The sequence below is a fragment of the Chryseobacterium sp. Chry.R1 genome (assembly GCF_039645525.1).
Taxonomy (GTDB): Bacteria; Bacteroidota; Bacteroidia; order Flavobacteriales; family Weeksellaceae; genus Chryseobacterium; species Chryseobacterium proteolyticum.
In genome coordinates this window covers 239,277-254,009 of the sequence record NZ_CP151793.1, presented here as the reverse complement: position 1 = coordinate 254,009, position 14,733 = coordinate 239,277, and the positions used below count along the sequence as shown (strand labels likewise).

Annotated in this window: 18 protein-coding genes and 1 tRNA gene; 11 read left to right on the top strand and 8 right to left on the bottom strand. The window is 35.7% G+C overall.

Annotated features, from left to right (window positions below; translation table 11 throughout):
* Positions 1 to 14 precede the first annotated feature (14 nt).
* From AAEU33_RS01260 to AAEU33_RS01250, 3 genes are all read left to right on the top strand, one after another.
* Positions 15 to 500, top strand: a complete 486-nt coding sequence (locus AAEU33_RS01260; RefSeq protein ID WP_345990603.1) for a ribonuclease H-like YkuK family protein — start codon at positions 15 to 17, stop codon at positions 498 to 500.
* Positions 501 to 520: 20 nt separating this feature from the next.
* A complete protein-coding gene (locus tag AAEU33_RS01255; protein WP_345990601.1) occupies positions 521 to 895 on the top strand; it encodes a cyclic-phosphate processing receiver domain-containing protein in 375 nt (124 codons plus the stop codon).
* An 86-nt stretch (positions 896 to 981) separates the two neighbouring features.
* Complete coding sequence (locus tag AAEU33_RS01250; protein WP_345990599.1) at positions 982 to 1,533, top strand: 3'-5' exonuclease; 552 nt, start codon at positions 982 to 984, stop codon at positions 1,531 to 1,533.
* Positions 1,534 to 1,566: 33 nt separating this feature from the next.
* Here the strand turns inward: AAEU33_RS01250 and AAEU33_RS01245 are convergent, their stop codons facing one another.
* The 4 genes from AAEU33_RS01245 to AAEU33_RS01230 are packed head-to-tail and all read right to left on the bottom strand — an operon-like array spanning position 1,567 to position 3,700.
* Complete coding sequence (locus AAEU33_RS01245) at positions 1,567 to 2,460, bottom strand: alpha/beta hydrolase (RefSeq protein WP_345990597.1); 894 nt, start codon at positions 2,458 to 2,460, stop codon at positions 1,567 to 1,569.
* Positions 2,441 to 2,899, bottom strand: a complete 459-nt coding sequence (locus AAEU33_RS01240; RefSeq protein ID WP_273650740.1) for a DUF1330 domain-containing protein — start codon at positions 2,897 to 2,899, stop codon at positions 2,441 to 2,443. Before AAEU33_RS01240 ends, AAEU33_RS01245 begins: the two co-directional genes overlap by 20 nt.
* A 10-nt stretch (positions 2,900 to 2,909) precedes the next feature.
* Positions 2,910 to 3,254 (bottom strand): GIY-YIG nuclease family protein, encoded by a 345-nt coding sequence (locus tag AAEU33_RS01235; RefSeq protein WP_345990595.1) that lies wholly within the window; start codon positions 3,252 to 3,254, stop codon positions 2,910 to 2,912.
* Between the two features lie 20 nt (positions 3,255 to 3,274).
* Positions 3,275 to 3,700: a MarR family transcriptional regulator gene (locus tag AAEU33_RS01230; protein ID WP_345990593.1), complete on the bottom strand. Its 426-nt coding sequence runs from the start codon at positions 3,698 to 3,700 to the stop codon at positions 3,275 to 3,277.
* Positions 3,701 to 4,143: 443 nt separating this feature from the next.
* Between AAEU33_RS01230 and AAEU33_RS01225 the strand changes: the two genes are divergently transcribed.
* The 3 genes from AAEU33_RS01225 to AAEU33_RS01215 all read left to right on the top strand — a co-directional run bounded on the left by AAEU33_RS01225 (position 4,144) and on the right by AAEU33_RS01215 (position 6,656).
* Positions 4,144 to 4,208 (top strand) — tRNA-OTHER (locus AAEU33_RS01225).
* A gap of 403 nt (positions 4,209 to 4,611) precedes the next feature.
* Positions 4,612 to 5,712, top strand: coding sequence for a slipin family protein (locus tag AAEU33_RS01220; RefSeq protein WP_345990591.1), 1,101 nt, complete (start codon positions 4,612 to 4,614; stop codon positions 5,710 to 5,712).
* A gap of 101 nt (positions 5,713 to 5,813) precedes the next feature.
* Positions 5,814 to 6,656 carry an alpha/beta hydrolase gene (locus tag AAEU33_RS01215; RefSeq protein ID WP_345990589.1) on the top strand — a complete coding sequence of 281 codons (843 nt, stop codon included), beginning with the start codon at positions 5,814 to 5,816 and terminating at the stop codon, positions 6,654 to 6,656.
* A gap of 76 nt (positions 6,657 to 6,732) precedes the next feature.
* Here the strand turns inward: AAEU33_RS01215 and AAEU33_RS01210 are convergent, their stop codons facing one another.
* The 4 genes from AAEU33_RS01210 to AAEU33_RS01195 form a co-directional block, all read right to left on the bottom strand.
* A complete protein-coding gene (locus tag AAEU33_RS01210) occupies positions 6,733 to 7,191 on the bottom strand; it encodes a VOC family protein (RefSeq protein ID WP_345990587.1) in 459 nt (152 codons plus the stop codon).
* A gap of 85 nt (positions 7,192 to 7,276) precedes the next feature.
* Positions 7,277 to 8,161, bottom strand: coding sequence for a helix-turn-helix domain-containing protein (locus tag AAEU33_RS01205; RefSeq protein ID WP_345990586.1), 885 nt, complete (start codon positions 8,159 to 8,161; stop codon positions 7,277 to 7,279).
* Between the two features lie 154 nt (positions 8,162 to 8,315).
* Positions 8,316 to 8,642: a helix-turn-helix domain-containing protein gene (locus tag AAEU33_RS01200; RefSeq protein WP_172283770.1), complete on the bottom strand. Its 327-nt coding sequence runs from the start codon at positions 8,640 to 8,642 to the stop codon at positions 8,316 to 8,318.
* Between the two features lie 6 nt (positions 8,643 to 8,648).
* Positions 8,649 to 9,077, bottom strand: coding sequence for a helix-turn-helix domain-containing protein (locus AAEU33_RS01195; RefSeq protein ID WP_172283772.1), 429 nt, complete (start codon positions 9,075 to 9,077; stop codon positions 8,649 to 8,651).
* A 676-nt stretch (positions 9,078 to 9,753) separates the two neighbouring features.
* Between AAEU33_RS01195 and AAEU33_RS01190 the strand changes: the two genes are divergently transcribed.
* From AAEU33_RS01190 to AAEU33_RS01170, 5 genes are all read left to right on the top strand, one after another.
* Positions 9,754 to 11,292 (top strand): SulP family inorganic anion transporter, encoded by a 1,539-nt coding sequence (locus AAEU33_RS01190; RefSeq protein WP_345990584.1) that lies wholly within the window; start codon positions 9,754 to 9,756, stop codon positions 11,290 to 11,292.
* A gap of 214 nt (positions 11,293 to 11,506) precedes the next feature.
* The gene (locus AAEU33_RS01185) at positions 11,507 to 12,181 is read left to right on the top strand and encodes an HAD family hydrolase (protein WP_172283776.1); all 675 of its coding nucleotides are present in this window, start codon (positions 11,507 to 11,509) and stop codon (positions 12,179 to 12,181) included.
* Between the two features lie 5 nt (positions 12,182 to 12,186).
* Positions 12,187 to 13,011, top strand: a complete 825-nt coding sequence (locus AAEU33_RS01180) for a phosphoribosyltransferase family protein (RefSeq protein ID WP_345990582.1) — start codon at positions 12,187 to 12,189, stop codon at positions 13,009 to 13,011.
* The gene (locus AAEU33_RS01175; protein ID WP_172283779.1) at positions 13,001 to 13,555 is read left to right on the top strand and encodes a TerD family protein; all 555 of its coding nucleotides are present in this window, start codon (positions 13,001 to 13,003) and stop codon (positions 13,553 to 13,555) included. Before AAEU33_RS01180 ends, AAEU33_RS01175 begins: the two co-directional genes overlap by 11 nt.
* Positions 13,556 to 13,561: 6 nt before the next feature.
* The gene (locus tag AAEU33_RS01170) at positions 13,562 to 14,722 is read left to right on the top strand and encodes a toxic anion resistance protein (protein WP_172283780.1); all 1,161 of its coding nucleotides are present in this window, start codon (positions 13,562 to 13,564) and stop codon (positions 14,720 to 14,722) included.
* Positions 14,723 to 14,733 lie beyond the last annotated feature (11 nt).

Sequence of the window (14,733 nt, the reverse complement as noted above, 5' to 3'; positions counted from 1 at the left end):
AAAAATGTAAAAAAATGAAAACGCAACAAGAAATATGGCAGAATATGAGTGGGAAATTTTTCCACAAGCCTATCACGCAGTTGATAGAAGAAGCCATCATCCGCGAAGAAGCTAATGGATACCGACTGAAAGTTTGTGTGGGATCAGATTCTCATGTGTATGGAGATACTATTAGTTATGCTACGGCAGTAGTATTTATTCGTGAAGGAAAAGGTGCGTTTACTTTTATCAGAAAACAAAAAGAAATTCAAACAATCAGCATCAAAGAGCGGATGCTTAATGAGGTGAATAAATCTGTAGAAATTGCTTATACCATCTGTCCTGTTTTAGATAAATATGGGGTTGAAATGGAGGTTCATGCTGATATCAATACAGATCCTGATTTTAAATCCAATGTAGCCTTGAAAGATGCCATGGGGTATATTTTGGGAATGGGATATGTATTCAAAGCTAAACCTTATGCTTTTGCGAGCTCCAATTGTGCAGATATGATGGTTTAATAATAAATCTTGATGATTTTATGAAAATGATACAAAAGCTTTTGTTTCTTGATGATATCAGGTGTCCGGAAGAGGCCTATCACTATACAAAACAGGATTTTTTCTTATTGAAAGACTGGATCATTGTTCGGAATTATAAGCAGTTTATCCATTGGATTTCAGAAAAGGGACTTCCGGAAATGATCTCTTTTGATCACGACCTTGCTGATGGAGAGCACACCGGTAACTGGGATTCCGAAAAGACTGGATATGACTGTGCAAAATGGCTGATAGAATATTGTATGGATCATCATTTGGATATACCACAATTTTACAGTCATTCCATGAATCCGGTGGGTAAAAAGAATATTATTAACCTGCTTGAAAATTTTAGAAGACAGAATGAGCTCTTTTAGGTTGATCTGAAATAGGAACCAGAGCTCATTTGAAGTTGACCAATTATTAATAACAAAGTACATTTTATACATGTACGACAAAAACTATGAAAACAACAGATCATATACTTATTATAGACCTCGAAGCAACATGTTGGGACAGCCGGCCGCCAAGAGGACAAGAAAGTGAGATCATTGAAATCGGGGTTTGCGTTATGGATGCAAAGACCGGCGAGATCTCAAGAAACGAAGGGATTTTGGTAAGACCTCAATATTCAAAGGTGAGCCCATTCTGTACGGAGCTGACTACCATCACCCAAAAGATGCTGGATGAAGAAGGTGTTTTATTTGATGATGCCTTAGATATACTCCGGGCAGAATATCATTCAGAACATCTTACCTGGGCGAGTTATGGCAATTATGACTTGAACATGCTTCAAAACCAGGCCAGAAGATTTAATCTTGATTATCCCTTAAGTGATAGTCATATTAATGTGAAGACATTGTTCGGGTGTGTTCATCCTACGATCAGGAAAAGTGTAGGAATGAGCAGGGCTTTAGGGGAACTTAATCTTAAGCTGGAAGGAATCCATCACCGCGGTGTGGACGATGCTAAAAATATTGCCAAGATTTTACATTGGTGCCTGCAAAATAACTAATTACGGTAAAGCTCCCTTTCTAAGAAGGGAGTTTTATTTTTCCGATAAATTTACAGTTTGTATAATCTTTTTGCAGATTGGGATATAAAGCTCTTCCGGGATGGAATGTCCCATTCCTTCGATCATCATAAGCTCTGAATTCGGAATAGTCCGGTAAAGATCCCTGGCGGATTCAGGATGAAAAATAGGGTCATCTGTTCCGTGAATGATAAGAACAGGTGCTAAAATTTGTTGCAGGTCATTGGGGTTGTATATCCAGGAGCCCATAGCCAACATTTGCCTGAACATACCATTTTTTGTTTTAGAACGGATTAATTCCTGTTCTATTAAACTTCTTTCCTGCATTTCGTTCAAAGGGAAATTGCCTGATATCCTTTTGGCAAAAATTATTTTTTCTTTAATATAAGCTTCTTTGTTGGTAAGATAATCAACAGGTGGTTGGGTCATCATTGCCATAACCTCCGGATGTACAGAAGGCAGCTGAGGATTGAGCGAGGTAGACATAATAATGGTGATCGATGATACTCTTTCGGGAAAGTAAGAGCCCAGCAATTGTGCAATCGCCCCACCCATGGATCTGCCAATAATATGAGCCTTTTTAATGTGTAGATGATCCATAAGCCCTATAACGTCTTTTGCCATATCGATCAGTGAATAGGGAATGTCTTCTTTTCTGATCTCTGAAAAGGTTTGCTCGATATTTCTTCCGAATTGGATTTCTTTTTCCGTAGTAAAAACAGAAGCCCCGGAATCCCTGTTATCAAAACGGATGACTTTGAAGCCTTGTGAAGAAAGCTGCTTGCAGAAAGAATTATCCCATCGGATCATCTGGCTGCCTAATCCTGAGATTAAAATTATAGAAGTACTATTATTTTCTCCAAAGATCTCGTAGCATAAATCTACATTGTTAATGATTGCTGTTTCCATTGTTGGGTTTTATCGATTGAAGCAGAATCTCTTCCAGGGGTAACAGTCGAGAATCTTCAATAGCTGCGGTGCGATGGCCTGCGATTTTTATGTATTCTTCGTTTTGTTCAAAATTTAAAAAGTCGCCTACACTTTTTTGACGGATGAGCATGCAAATGTCCCAATACTCTTTTTCAGGCCCTATTAAAAAATGATCCCCCTTTCCAATAAAAAGAATTTCACCTCCACTGGCTGTGAGAAAGGGTTCTGTTTCCTGTATGTATCGGCAATATGCATCCCAGCCACTTGTGATCCCGGAAGATTTCAGTTCCGGATGAGATGAATAATCGGCTTCTTTTTTTAATTTAATAAGGTTCAGATTAACGATAGAACCTTTTATATTTTTACTGAATAAATGTTTTCCTGCCTCGAAGGTAGGATATAGATAAGATGTTGTCATTTTTTTATAACTAATAAAGATTTTCCGGGAGCTCAATATCTTCGATATAATTCTTTTCTGCTTTTAAAACTTCCTGACGGTAATTGATATAAGGATTGTTCTGGGGCTCCACTACCGCAATACATTCGAATATAAATGCATTTTCACCGTACTCATTCCAGTCAGACTGCAATTTCCGATGCGTGTACTGGCCAATATTGAGTGAGAATTTTATTTTATTCTCTAATGCTTCCACATTAAGGGAGCCTTGGATAAACCGCTTGCCGTTTATGGTATTTTTAATAGAAAGAACTCCCATTGTTACAAGGTGATTTTTAGCTTTTTCTCTAAGTTGCTGTTTAATTGTATTTTTCATTTGAATCCATTGTCTGTTCATTATTGTATCGATCCTCCCAGCTCAAATAGGAATTCTGAAGTAGCTTTAAGAGATTTGTTCTTCTTAAATGATAATACCTCTGCTGTAATATTTTCTGCTGTTTTTTTTGCTTCTTCAAAGACTTTTTTCCCGGTATCAGTGATCACAACATAGCTGACCCTTGCATCTCTCTCATTGGCTTCTCTGGATACAAGACCTATTTTTTCAAGGGGATTCAAAAGGCGTGTAATCCCTGAAGCTGTTAAACCTGTTTTCTCCGCCAGATCTATTCTGCGGATCTTATGTTCTGAAGACCCTATAAGAATATACAGGATCGTAAAATCACTGAAGCTAAGTCCATGCACACTCAATGCATCAAATTTTCTTGAAATAATGGCCTGCACTTTTGTAATGTTCATAAGCAGTAATAAATCTGTACTTATCATTGAATTATATTTGAGTTATCAAGTATTTTTATTGTGCAAATATAAACATTTTAATTAATTACGTATTATGGTTAGTTAATTTTATTATTTAATTGATTTAAAATGTGAATGACTGGATAGCCCAAATAGGTAATTAAAAAACAAGTCTTTTAGAGTAAGAAAATCGATTTCCTGTATAAATAATTTATTACGCAAAATGATTGCGTATTTCTATTATTACTTTGCATTATCAAAATGAAATAATAATAAGGTTTGGAAAAAACAAACCTTAATGAAGATATCAGACAGGTCTTGTTGAGTGTTTCGGTATATCACCATTGCAGAAGGATTGTTGAGAAACATGATCTTATTCTGTTCAGCTTGATCTGAAGGTTTGAGGAGTTTTCCAAAAACTTCTACCATGTGCTATGGGTCGAAGGTTCGAATCCTTCTGTTTCCTTATGGAAATATAACTCAGTTGGGTAGAGTAATAGCTTTATGCGTGGGTTCGATTCCCACTCTCATTTCGGATGAGATAGCTCAGTTGGTCAGAGCACTACGCTTTTAACGTAGGTTAAAAATAGACTCAAAATCTATTTTGCAGAGTTTAATATTTCTCTTCAAAAAATGTATGTATGGAAAAAGTCTGAGCTTTTTCAGTTGTTCAGTCAATATTTTGGAGAAGCCTGTAAAAAAGTTTTTTGTGAAAAAATAACCTGACGGATCATGATAAAAAGCTGGATGGTGTAAATGAAGTTTTTTTTGTGTAGCAGTGACAGTGAAAACGCTCAAAAGCCCGTGTACCCAGAAAGTAGTATTGTCATGTATGTCTTGAAATGATTCTTTCAGAAATGCTTATTTCCGCTGTTTTCAGAAGAAAAATCCTCAGTTTTTTTCCTTTTATAAAGTATAAAATAACCTTAAAATATAATATGATGTTTAGAAATGTACAAATTAATGCATATCAGGTAGGTCTGGTATTTAAAAACCTGAATCTTATTGAGATCTTACGAGAAGGCCATCACTGGATTTTTGGAAATAAATCTGTGGATACCTATGAAATGAAAACACTTTTGCAGATAAATGACGACCTGCTGCTTTTACTAAAACATCAGGAGTTAAGCGCTATGCTTGAATTGGTTGAGGTAAAAGACGGAGAACTTGTTTTAGTCTATGAAAACGGAATCTTTAAAGAAGTTCTGCATGTAGGGCAATATGCTGCCTGGAAAGATGTCGTAAACAGGACCTTTCAAAAGATTGATATGACGAAAGTTGATATTACCGAAAAAATTTCCAAAACGATTCTGGAAAATCCAAAATTGAAAAATCTTGTGAGAAAATTTGTGGTAACCAGTCAATACAAAGGTTTGCTCATTATTGATGGAAAGCTGACAAAAGTGCTGGAAGCAGGGACTTATTATTTCTGGATGAATGAAATTTCTGTTGAAGTAAAAAGTGTAGATACCCGCATGCAACAAATGGAGATTGCAGGTCAGGAACTTTTAACAAAAGATAAAACAATGCTTCGTATCAATTTTTATGTCCGTTACCAGGTTGAAAACGTGGTGAAAGCATTGATGGATAATAAGGAGTATGATAAGCAACTATACATTATCATGCAATTGGCTTTGCGTGAATTTGTTGGGGCTTTAACACTGGATGAATTGCTGGTGAAAAAAGATAATGTAGGACAGGAGATTCTTGCCAATATGGGTAAAAAGGGTGAAAATCTTGGACTGAGAGCTACAGATGCGGGGATCCGTGACGTTATTCTTACCGGAGAAATGAAGGAGATCATGAATCAGGTTTTGATTGCCGAGAAAAAAGCTCAGGCCAATAGCATCATGCGTCGGGAGGAAACAGCTTCTACAAGGAGCTTGCTGAATACCGCAAAATTGATGGAAGAAAATGAAGTGTTGTGGAAGCTGAAAGAAATGGAATATATGGAAAGGATCGCGGATAAAATCGGAGATATTACCGTATCCGGAAACAGCAATATTGTTTCCCAGCTTAAAGAGATTTTCGCAAAATAGAAAACTGCCCCAATTATTATATATGAGCAGGTTTCTGTAAAGAAATCTGCTTTTTTAGTACCATCTGAATAAGTAAAAGGAAATTTTAAAAATTATAGGTAATGAGAAAAAATACCGTTTTTAAGAATGATCAGGGAAGACAAAAGATCTTGACAATGTATGATGCTGCGCTGCTGGGTTGTGGTGTGGGAATTAAGCAAAGAGTATGTAAAACAAGTTTTGGAGATACTTATATGGTAGAAGCCGGTGAGGAAAATGAAGATATTCTTGTTCTTTTACATGGTGCGTCATCCAATTCGACGTCATGGATCTCAGATTTCCATGTTTATGCTCAAAAGTATAAAGTAATAGCCGTTGATATTATCGGTGAACCCGGGAAAAGTGCGGAGACGCGGCTTTCCTATGAAACCATGGATTATGCCGTGTGGTTACATGAGGTGTTTGATGCAATGCAGATAAAAAAAGCACATATTGTAGGGTTGTCCCAGGGAGGATGGCTGGCAGTGCGTTTTGCAGGGTGTTTTCCTGAAAGGGTAAACAAAATGGTTTTGCTTTCACCAGCTGGTATTGTAAGAACTGTAGGGAGTTTTATATTTAAGGCGATATTCTACTCGCTGTTTGGAAAAGCGGGCAGGAAAAAAATCAACGAAATTATATTAGGAGAACAGTCCGTTGATCCAAAGGTTATAGAGTTTATGGATCTAATGCAGGATCATGTCAATGCACGGATGGATAAAGAGTATATCTTTCAGGATGAGGAGTTGGAGGACCTTACCATGCCGGTTTTGTTCATTGGAGGAAGAAGAGATGTTATCCGGTCTACAGAACAGATTTCAAAACGTCTTGGAGGTATATTGCCGGACTTGAAAACAATTATTGATGAAAATAAGGGACATGTACTCGTGGACATGTCTGAAGAAATTGTTAATTTTCTTCAGAATTGATGGTATGCCAATTTGAAAATTCTGGTCCGCAAACGGGCCAGAATTTTTAATTCAAAAAGATTTTGAGCGGGTGAATTTATTTTCCCTCATTATTTTTACTGACCCACTCTTCATAAGAAATTACACCCCATTCAGGTCTGCCTTCACCTTCTAAAACAGAGATGAATTCCAGTTGATTTCCGTCGGGATCATTAAAATAAATAGCTAAAGCCGGCATCCATGCAAAAACCATAGGCTTGTCTATCCCGTCTTTTAAAAAATTATAAGGTTTCAGATTTCTGTTTTGTAAATAGTCAACAGAATAGTTCAGGATGTCTTCCTTATCACTTGAAAAAGCAAAATGCCGTGGGTGTAAATTTTCTTTTTGCTCCCATAAACCCAGCATAAAGTCCTTTCCTTTACCAATCCATAAAAATGCAATAGGTCTCGTTTCGTCACGATGAGCCAGTGTGAGGCCTAATACTTCAGTGTAAAATTGAATGGCATTCTCCAGGTTACTCACTTGAATATGGGTTTCATATAATCCTTTGATCATGATTTTTTTGTTTAATGTGATGATACAAAGCTATACATAAAGACAGGAAAATAGGAGAGCCGGATTTCGGCTTAAGTGACCAATTTTACGGTTGCTGTCTAAGTTCTGTGGGAGTTTTGCCTTTCTGATGTTGTATGAAGCGGGAAAAATGCGTTGGTGAGTCAAATTGCAGTTCATTACTGATCTCTTTAATACTTTTCTCAGTATATTTCAGAAGTACTTCAGCTTCCCGCAAAATTCTGTTTTGAATAACTTTTAAAGCCGGATATCCTAAATGTTCAGCTACACACTCGCTGAGGTATTTAGGGGTTATGTTCATTTGGTCCGCATAAGATGCCACGGTTTTATTGTCTTTGAATTGCAAGTCAACAAGCTGCCGGAAGCGGTGCATAATCTGAAATTTCCGGTTGATCGAAGTATCGGAATTCAGCAGGCATATTTCGCAAATCCTATTGTATTCAAATAAAATCTGTACAAGATAAAGTCGTATCATTTCCATTCCGAAGGGAGCTTCTGTGTCTATTTCCTGTGAAATTTTATTTAATTTGTACAGGAAATCTTTTTGTTGTTTTCCTTTCAGAGGAAATGTCGGAGGATAGTTGGGATTAATGAACATGAGATCATTCAGCACATGGTTGTAAGCCCAGCCTTTTTTTAAAAATGAAGGTTCAAAAAAGATGAATTTTGCATCAAATGTTTTCTGGGGCTTTTCTAATGCTACCCATGATTCTGCCGGAATCACAGAAACACTGTTGGGCATGATTAAAAATTGATGCGAGCCTGCTTTGATTCTGGTTTTACCCTTCACTCCTATAATAATCATATAAAAATGAATGCGGTTACCCTCAAGAGGTATTATCTCTCTGCCACTGACGGACAGGCATACAATGTCCATTTCCTTTTCGGGAAGGATGTAATTGAAATAACGACCGACAAATGATACAATATTCAGCTCGTGCTCTTCTTTCATGATGAACAAAGTTATCAATCTGTTGATTAAAAAAATCAATATTTTATTTCTTTATAGAAAAGCTATGATAGGCATTATGATTCGAATGTACAGACCTATCCAGCTTAAATAAAAAGCCGGCAAATAATCATTCGCCGGCTTTTTATTATTTTTTTTAACTGATTTCTTCTTCAAAGTTCTTTTTCCATTTTGCAATGGTAGTTCTGCTTATCTTGTACTTTTTAGACATATAACTTGTCGAAAAGCCATGCTTTTTTTGATATTGCAGCAGTTTAAGCATTGTTTTTTTGTCGTAGGTCTTTAGTTTTTGATTGTTTTTTGAGCTTTCTTTTGATTGTTCAAAAATTCTTTCATTGAATTTTAAAACATCATCAGAAGTGTTAAGTCTTTTCAGTAATTCTTTAATTTTGGGTTCTTCTAATTTATCCGGATGCTCCAGTCTGAGCATATCATGGTAAATCTTGCTGTAATTTGGTCGCATTATATCTTATTTAATGGGTGTGTTTATTTTTTGCAGCCAACGGTGAAGGGTACTTTTAGGAATAGAATATTCTTTAATGACCTCATTCAGAGTCATCTCTCCTGATTGAATTCTTTTAATGATGAATTCTTTTATTTCCTGTGTGTAAATGTTTTTTCTGAAATAAGGGATTTTGTCTGATTTCTCCGTATTCTTGTTTACAGCTGCCGGTGGAGCGTATAAAATAAGGTGAGAACTATATAATCTGAAAAAATCGTACTCCAGTAATTTGCTGCATCGTAGCAGAACTTCTGTATCTATCGATTTGCTGTTGTACATCTTTTCAACAAATTCTTCATCCTTGTTTAAGAAATTACAAATTCTTTCCATTGTAATTCCTTTATCGTCAACCCGCTCTTTCACGAATTGCCCGATATGTATTTCTTTGTATAACATTTTTATTAGATAATATTTTATAATTAGTGTTTGCTTAGATAGATTAGATAAAATAGTATATCAACTGTATTCTGAATATGTGATACGTATAGAAATAATAGAATATGTTACAAAATAGGTAATCAATTGCCCTTGTGAGCAGCGAAGATGGTAAAAAGCAAAACTTCTGGAATAGCATGGCTATTATTTGCTGAATTTTTTAGTATGTAAAGAATGACTTGAGTATCCTTCTAACCTCCATCGATGCTTTTAGCGATTATTTATCTTTTGTCTCGTCTAATAAAATACTATAGATATCAGATTTTATGACTGCAGTAGCAATAATATATTATCTAAAGCCCTTTCATTCAATTTTTTCTTTATATTGTTTACTCGTAGATTAATTTTTTTTATAAAAGTTAAATAAGAAAAATCTTATTTTAATTTAAAGTTATATAATAAAAAATCAACTTCTTGATTTTCAAATATAGAAAAATTTAAAATTGATGCAAAAAATATAAGTAATAAATAATGTTAAAAAATGACATTAACGGAAAAATTAAGGTTTTAAATTTTTATATTTTTAATAATATAAATTTATGTGTGAATTATTTGAAATAATGCTTATTCGTTTATGCTATTTTGAGAATTCGTTTATTGTGTATAATATTTCAAGTATTTACCTTTGTGATTAACTATGGATGCATTCACTAATATCTTCGATTTTCCTAAAAAAATTAATTATAAAAATGAATTACTTGCGGGATTTACTGTCGCAATGACCATGATCCCGGAGTCTCTTTCATTTGCGATTCTTGCGGGACTTTCTCCGCTTACGGGCTTGTATGCCGCTTTTTTAATGGGATTGATCACGGCTGTTTTTGGAGGGAGGTCGGGAATGGTGTCCGGAGGAGCAGGTGCTACAGTCGTGGTATTGATTGCTTTGGCTAAATCGCATGGAGTAGAATATCTGTTCGCAACCGTTGCTTTAGCAGGAGTTTTCCAGATATTGGTTGGTGTTTTTAAACTGGGGAAATTTGTTCGCCTCATTCCTCAGCCTGTTATGTATGGGTTTTTGAATGGTTTAGCGGTCATTATTTTTATGGCTCAGGTAGAACAGTTTAAATTTGTAGATGGCAACGGAGCCGTTCATTGGCTTCAGGGAAGTTCTTTATATATTATGGCCGGACTTACGGCTTTTACGATAGCCATTGTTTATTTTTTTCCTAAACTGACCAAAGTGGTTCCTGCCTCATTGGTTGCCATTATTATTGTTTTTGGACTTGTTCTGGGATTAAATATCCATACAAAGACTGTCGCGGATATTGCACACATCAGCGGAAGTTTTCCGGCATTTCATATTCCTGCCGTACCATTTTCGTTGGAAACCCTGAAAATTATATTTCCTTACGCATTAATCATGGCTGGTGTAGGCCTTATAGAATCTCTTTTAACTCTTTCGATGGTTGATGAGATCACCAATTCCAAAGGAAATGCTAACCGTGAATCTGTGGCTCAGGGACTTGCTAATATTACCAATGGTTTTTTTGCCGGAATGGGCGGTTGTGCCATGGTAGCTCAGACGTTAGTTAATCTCAATGCAGGATCTCGAGCCAGGCTTTCAGGAATCATTGCATCAATAACGATTTTAATTATTATTCTGGTAGGAGCACCATTTATTGAAAAAATTCCAATGGCTGCTTTGGTAGGAGTAATGATGATGGTAGCCATCAGTACCTTTCAGTGGGTTTCGATAAGGATTGTCAATAAGATGCCTAAGTCTGACATATTTGTTGGGGTGATCGTCGCGATGATAACAATAGTTTTGCATAATCTGGCCTTAGCTGTTCTTGTAGGAGTCATCATTGCGTCGTTGGTATTTGCCTGGGATAATGCAAAAAGGATCAGAGCAAGAAAGTACGTTGATGAGGACGGAGTAAAATATTATGAAATATCCGGCCCTTTATTTTTCGGATCTGTAACCGCATTTGCCGAGAAATTTGATCCGGCAGCCGATCCGGATAAAGTTGTTGTGGATTTTAAAGAAAGCAGAATTGTTGATATGAGTGCAATTGATGCTTTGGATAAGCTGTCCAGACGGTATCATGAGCTCAATAAAACCTTACACCTACGCCATTTAAGCGAAGACTGCAGGAAAATTTTAAAAACAGCGGAAGCGGTAATTGATGTTAGCATAGAAGATGATCCCACTTATAAGGTAATGCCCGAGAAATAGACAGATGGTAGGTACGTGCCATGATGACTTGTCGTTTTTTTTCTTAATTATTAATCATAAATCTTAAAAAGTTATAAAAAAAACAGACTTTAATTTTAAAAAATTATCTTTGGGAGGAATTGAATAGATTCAAACTAAAAACTAACGACGAAAAAATGAAATTATATGGAGTAATTTTTAGCAATGCTCTGTGTAAATTGTAATACGTACCATTTTGAAAACAGATATTGACATCCATAACCACTATCATTTCTCTTTTGATTTGTGGCTTACTTTGATAAAATCTCACCCTGAATTTAAAGCAAAAAGAGTTGAGCTGTTCACCTCGTTTTTTACCATTAATCAACCCATAGAAACTGTTACAAAAACAGTAAAATATTATGATGATTTGTGTAATACGATGAACGAAGTTACAGGAGGGAATGTGGATACATTTGAAATTTATCTTCTTATATTAAGCGCTTTACAGGTTGATATAAAAGAAATCAATACGGATGATCTCAATGCATTTTATATAAAAAGCGAAGAATTGTTCCTGGAGTACAAACCGGTTATTATTTTTGACAATATACACCAGCTTTTCGACGAGATCAAAAACCAGGGGAAGACCATCAATATTTTAAGTAATACCGGCTTTATAAAAGGGAAAACGCTTAGAAAGTTTTTAATAGAAGAGAATCTGGACGATTATATCGATTTCCATATCTATTCAGATGAGATCAATTGTTCAAAACCCAATCCGATTGCTTTTCAGGAAGTGAAAAGTAAAATCAAAAACCAGGAGCTGGAACTTCGCCAGATTTTGCATATCGGTGATAATGCGATTGCCGATTTTAATGGAGCGAAAAGCTTTGGTTTCAATGCACATTTACTTAAACATTCAATATAATAACTATGAACACGAGGTACAGTTTACATCATATTCATTCTGCGGAAGAGTTTAGCTTTTCTCCGGCAGAATACAGTTATTTTAAATATGGAGATAAATCTTATGCCGAGAAGTTTGCTAAAGAATTATTCGAAGGATTTATTAGACATTATGAAGGGCTTTTCGATGCCGATAAAGAAATCGTGATTTTACCGAGTCCATATATGGCAATTCCCACTGCTTCAAACTTTTTATGCTTTTATTTTAAAAAGTGCCTTGATTTCTATCTTTTTCAAAAAGGAAAGAAGTCAAGTATTTTATCCAAGATCAACCGTAATCATACCTATACGACAGATTATGGAAATCTTAATTTCGAGGATCGGAAAAATCTGATTGCTAATGATACGTATTATATTGACAAGGATTTTCTAAGAGGAAAACTTTGTATTTTTATAGATGATATCAAAATTACAGGAAGCCATGAGCATACTGTAAACAAAATATTGAATGAATATGACGTACAAGCTGATTTCATATTCTTATATTATGCGGAGTTAATGAATTTTAATATTGACCCGAAAATTGAAAACTACTTCAATTACTATGCAGTAAAAAATGTAGATCATATTGTTGAGGTGATGGCGAGGCCTGGTTTTCAGTTTAATACGAGAATTGTGAAATATATTTTAGGGTTGGATTCAAGTAATTTTGAGTATCTTACGTCTAAAGTAAAAAAGCAACAGATCGATAGCTTGCTTGAACTGGCAATCAGCAATAACTATCATTTAATAGAAGAATACGAAAATAACATAAATGCTTTAACACAAACAGAATTATATTATGGCTATTAACTTACAAAAAGGACAAAGAGAAAATATAAACGCACCTAAATTTACCGTAGGTTTAGGATGGGATATCAATAATACATCAACAGGAGGTTCTTTCGATTTAGATGCTTCTTTATTTTTATTGGGAGAAAATAAAAAATTGGTTTCAGATAATCACTTTATTTTTTACAACAATCTGGAATCTCCGGATAAAGCTGTAATCCATACGGGAGATAATTTGACAGGAGATGGAGATGGCGACGATGAGCAAATTAAAATTGATCTTACCAAAATCGATTCTGCTGTAAAGGAAATAACAGTGGTTGTTACCATTCACGAAGCTGAAGCAAGAAAACAAAATTTCGGACAGGTAAGAAACTCTTTTATTAGAATTTTCAATACCGATACCAACGAAGAAATTCTAAAATATGAACTGGATGAGGACTTCTCCATCGAAACGGCGGTAGAATTCGGAAGAATCTATAACAGAAACGGAGAGTGGAAGTTTGAAGCGGTAGGAAGCGGACAGAGAGAAGGGCTTGAAAAATTTGTATCACTTTATCAATAATTTATCATGGATAACGAACCCAATCAACCTATCGACCCACTTCAGTCAATTGAACCTCTTAAAACATTTGAGCCGGCACAGCCTGTTCAATCCAACCAGGGAACACCTGGGGTTCTGGTGGACCGCGATGGAAATGTGAATTTAAGCCAGATCAAAAATGATGATCTGCAGAAATATGAAAATGCAGCGAATGCCATAGATGAAACTAATCCCGGTTCTATCGTAAATTTTGGTTCTGAACTGCAGAAGACGCTTGCAAATCAGAGTGACAGCTTTCTGAATAACGTAAGAAGATCCAATTCAGGTGAGGTAGGAGAGCTGATCAATAATTTATTGGTTGAGCTTAATTACGTGGATGTAGATGAGATCAATGGCGGAAATAAAGCGAAAAGCTTTTTAAGCCGTTTGCCATTCATGAAAAAAGTAATTACCCAGGTTGAGAACTTATTTGCGAAGTACGATAAGATTATCAATAATATTGATCAGATCTCTTATAAAGTAAATGCCGGGATCATTACTTCTACAAAGGATAATGCAGTATTGCAAACGATCTTTGACAGCAATGTGAATTCAATTAAACAAATAGAAGATCTTGTAATTGCAGGGAATCTAAGAATGGAGAGAGCGGGAAGAGAACTTGCAGAAATGGAAGCGAATATCCAGAATTATGCTGATTATCAGATTGCAGATAAAAGAGACTTCATTAACAGGCTGGACAGAAGATTGGCTGATCTCAAAGTTGTTCGTCTGATCATGATGCAGTCCCTTCCGCAAATCAGATTGGTACAGAACAATAATGTTTCCATAGCTGAAAAAGCACAGACTATCCTTACCACAACATTGCCGGTATGGAAGAATCAGCTTTCTTTAGCTGTTGCCATGCACAGACAGCAACAGAATATTGAAATTCAGCAAAAGGTATCTTCCACTACAGAAGAAATTTTAAGGAAAAATGCAGAACGTCTGGGGCAAAACTCCAGAAACGTTGCGAAAGCAAACGAGCAGACCATTGTATCCGCTGAAACCTTGAAAGAAACAACAGCCATGTTGATCAATACCCTGAATGAAGTAAAGCAGATCCAAAAGCAAGGAACAGAAAACAGAAGAAAGCTGGATCAGGACCTGCAAACATTAGAAAGCGAACTAAAAGCAAATATCAGAGGTTAATAATACGATAC